General features: G+C 70.7%; 3 protein-coding genes. 2 read left to right on the forward strand and 1 reads right to left on the reverse strand.

What is annotated here, in order from left to right:
• The first annotated feature begins 81 nt into the window (after nt 1-81).
• Both QOH60_RS28465 and QOH60_RS28470 read left to right on the forward strand, forming a co-directional pair.
• Entirely contained in the window at nt 82-972 is an 891-nt protein-coding gene (locus QOH60_RS28465; protein WP_526425242.1) for a DsbA family protein, read from the forward strand.
• Nucleotides 973-1,128: 156 nt separating this feature from the next.
• The gene (locus tag QOH60_RS28470; protein ID WP_526425243.1) at nt 1,129-2,553 is read left to right on the forward strand and encodes an aromatic amino acid lyase; all 1,425 of its coding nucleotides are present in this window, start codon (nt 1,129-1,131) and stop codon (nt 2,551-2,553) included.
• A 2-nt stretch (nt 2,554-2,555) separates the two neighbouring features.
• Here QOH60_RS28470 and QOH60_RS28475 read toward each other — a convergent pair.
• A partial coding sequence (locus QOH60_RS28475) for an FAD-dependent oxidoreductase (RefSeq protein WP_526425244.1) occupies nt 2,556-3,651 on the reverse strand: 1,096 nt, incomplete at its 5' end.

The raw sequence follows: 3,651 nt of genomic DNA on the forward strand, positions 1-3,651 counted from the left end.
CCGCCGGCGGTTGTCCCCGGGTCGGAAGCAGTACTTGTGGTATCAAGTAATCGATTCCATCTTTCGAGGGGGGCGCAAGCGATGAGGAGTTCGGGCGGGGCCGTTCAGGCGACGCTGTACAGCGATCCGGCCTGTCCGTGGGCCTATTCCGCGGTTCCGGCACTCCGGGTGCTCGAGTGGCGCTACGGCAGCCAGCTCGAGTGGCGGCTCGTGCTGATCGGGTTGACCGAGGATGCGTCGCAGTACATCGCCCGCGGCTACACGCCGCTTCGCGGCGCGCTCGGCCAGCTGCATTTTCGCCGCTACGGCATGCCGTTTGCACCCCACCCGAAGGATCGCGTCAGCGCAACCGCGCGCGCCTGCCGCGCCGTCGTCGCGGCCCGGCTCAACCGCGCCGGCGACGAATGGGCCGTGTTCCGCGCGCTGCAGCTTGCGAACTTCACGACGCCGTTGCTGCTCGACGACGACGCACAGCTCGAGGCAGTCCTCCAAGGCGTGCCCGACCTCGACGCCAAGGCGGTCGTGTCCCGGCTCGATCACCCGGAGGTAACCGAGGCCTACGAGCGCGACCGGAACGAGGCGCGGACCGCGGCCGGCTCGTCCGCCGAGCTGCAGGGCAAGACCGCCGACACCGACGGCGCTGTCCGCTTCACCGCGCCCTCCGTCCTGTTCGCGCGGGATGGGCAGCAGCTGCTCGCGGGTGGCTTCCAGCCGGTCGAGGCCTACGACGTCCTGGTCGCGAACCTCGATCGGTCGCTCGATCGCAGGCCCGCGCCCGACGATCCGCTTCCGCTGCTCACGCAGTTCGCCGAAGGGCTCACGACGCAAGAGGTCGCGGCACTGATGGCCCGGGGAAACGACGCCCCCGACCGCGCGGCTGCAGAAGTCGCACTGCTCGAGCTCGTCGCCGCGGGCGACGCCGTCCGCCGTCCCCTCGGGGACGATGCGCTCTGGCAGTCGCGCGCGCGCTGACGAGCGGTCAGGCGCGCACCACCTGGATCGAGCCGATCAGGTTGGTGTTGATCTGATCGACGACACGACGGTGACACGTAGACCGCGTCGGCAGGGGCACGCGAGACGGCGTTGCTCATGCCGTCGCCGCCCGCTCCGTCGTGAGATCCTAGTGCGATGACCGTGATGCTCACCGGCGGCGCACTGACGCTCGAGGAGGTGGTGCGCGTTGCGCGCGGCGGCGAGCGGGTCGCGCTCGCTCCGGACGCGGTCGAGCAGGTGCGCCGGGGCCGGGCGGTCGTGGAGCGATCGGTCGCCGACGGCGCCGCGGTCTACGGCCTCACCACGGGCATCGGCGTCCACAAGCGCGTCGCCGTGCGAACGGAGGAGCTGGCCGAGTTCAACCGGAGGCTCATCCTCGAACACCGGGTCGGCCAGGGAGCCGCTGCGCCCGAAGACGTCGTACGCGCGATGACGCTGCGCATGGCGAACGGCTTCGCCCGCGGCAGCTCGGGCGTCCGCGTCGAGCTGGCCGAGCACGTGGTCACGGCGTTGAACGACGGCGCGAAACCGCACGTGCGGATGCTCGGGTCGTACGGACAGTCCGACCTCCCCGCGAACGCCGACCTCGCTCACGGCCTGCTCGGTGACTTCGCCCTTGCAGCGAAGGAGGGCCTCGCGCTGCTGAACCACAACGGGTTCTCGACGGCGCTCGGCGCGCTGGCGATCGCGGACACGCGCCGACTGCTCGACGCGCTCGAGGTTGCCGGAGCGCTCGACCTGGAGGCGTTCGCGGCGAACCCGAGCGTCATCGACGCGGCGGTCGGCGTGCACCGGCCCTACGTGGGGTTGCGCGAGTCGCTGGCCCACGTCCGCGCCCTCCTCGAGGGGAGCTACCTCTGGGACGACCGGCCGCGCAACCTCCAGGACCCGCTCGTCTTCCGGACGCTGCCGCAGGTGCAGGGGGCGGCGCGCGACGCGCTCAACTATGCGGAGGCGCAGCTCGCCGTCGAGTTGAACGCGTCGCAGGAGAACCCGCTCGTCCTCGCCGACGAGGACCGCATCATCTCCGTCGGGAACTTCGACGTGCTCCCGCTCGCGGCCGCGATCGACTTCCTGCGCATCGCGCTCGCGCCCGCGCTGACGTCGGCGTCGGAACGGGCCGTGAAGCTGCTGCAGGCCCCGCTGACCGGCCTCGCCGCGGGTCTCGCCGCCGAGCACGGGCTCGCGGAGAGCGCGCTGTCGGAGTTCGGCGTCCCGCTGCAGTCACTCGCCGCGGAGGCGCGCCTGCTCGCGCAGCCCGTGTCGATCGAGCACGGCAGCTCGATGCATCACGAGGGGATCGAGGACCGGATCACACTGGCCCCGCTCGCGGGCCGGCGCCTGACGGAGCAGGTCGGGCTCGGCGAGCGGATCGTCGCGATCGAGCTCGTGCTCGCCGCGCAGGCGATCGACCGCCGGGAACGGCCGCGGCTCGGCACCGGGACGAGCAAGGCGTACGCACGCGTGCGAGAGCTGGTCGCGGAGACCGGAAAGGGCGAGCCGCCGCCCCAGAACCTGCAGCCGGTCGTCGACCTCGTTCGGTCCGGCGCGCTCGCCTAGCGTCAGTGCGAGACGGCGGCGGCGGCGAGCTCCGACACGAGCGTGTCGGTGTGGAACCGCTCGAGCGCGAACGGCGCGATCAGATCGGGCGTGCGCCGTGTGGCGACGAGCTCCGCGAGCGTCGTTCCGACGATCGGTGCGGCCTTGAAGCCGTACGTTCCCCAGCCCGCGGAGATGTGGAAGTTCTCGACCTCCGTGCGCCCGAGGATCGGGCTGTAGTCGGGGGAGAGATCGCACAACCCGGTCCACGTCCGCAGCACCTTCAGCCGCTCGAGTTGTGGCAGCAGCTCGAGCACGTGCCGGGCCGAGTACTCGAGGAAGGGCAGCGTGCCGATCGACTTGTACGTCGTGTACGGCTCGATCTCCGCACCGATCAGGAACTCGCCGCGGTCGGTCTGCGAGACGTAGACGTGCATCTGCGACGAGACGAGGACGACGTCGAGGAACGGCTTCACGGGCTCGGTGACGAACGCCTGCAGGATGTGCGTCGTGATCGGCAGGCGCACGCCGGCGAGCTGCCCGACGAGCGTCGACCAGCCGGCGACGGCGCTCACGACCGTGCCGGCCTCGATCCGGCCGCGGTTGGTCTGCACCGCGGTCGCCCGGCCGTTCTCGGTCTCGATCCCCGTCACCTTCGTGTACGGGTGGATCTCGACGCCCTGCCGGTCGGCGCCCCGCGCGTAGCCCCAGACAACCGCGTCGTGACGGATGATTCCGCCGGGCTTGTGGTAGAGCGCACCCATGACCGGCCACGTCGGCTTGTCGGAGAGGTCGAGCTCCGGACAGAGCTCGCGGATCTCGTCCGGATAGATGACGCGCGAGTCGATTCCGAGCAGGCGGTTGACCTCCGCGCGCTCCTGCGAGGTGACGAGCGCGCGATCGGAGTGCGCGAGCGTCAGGTGCCCGTGCTGCGAGAACATGAGGTTGAAATCGAGGTCGGCCGCCAGCCCCTCGTAGAGCTTCACGCTCTTCGAGTAGAACGCTGCGCCGGCGGGCGTGCGGTAGTTCGAGCGGATGATCGTCGTGTTTCGCCCCGACGCACCCGAGCCGATGTACGACTGCTCGAGGATCGCGACGTCGGTGATGCCGTGGTTCTTC

The organism is Mycobacterium sp. (genome assembly GCF_032159765.1).
In the GTDB taxonomy this organism is placed as follows: Bacteria; Actinomycetota; Actinomycetes; order Mycobacteriales; family Mycobacteriaceae; genus Mycobacterium.

What these genes read in the sequence shown, in the direction of transcription:
- QOH60_RS28470 (WP_526425243.1), top strand. Translation starts at nt 1,129, where the DNA reads ATGACCGTGATGCTCACCGGCGGCGCACTGACGCTCGAGGAGGTGGTG.
- QOH60_RS28465 (WP_526425242.1), top strand. Translation starts at nt 82, where the DNA reads ATGAGGAGTTCGGGCGGGGCCGTTCAGGCGACGCTGTACAGCGATCCG.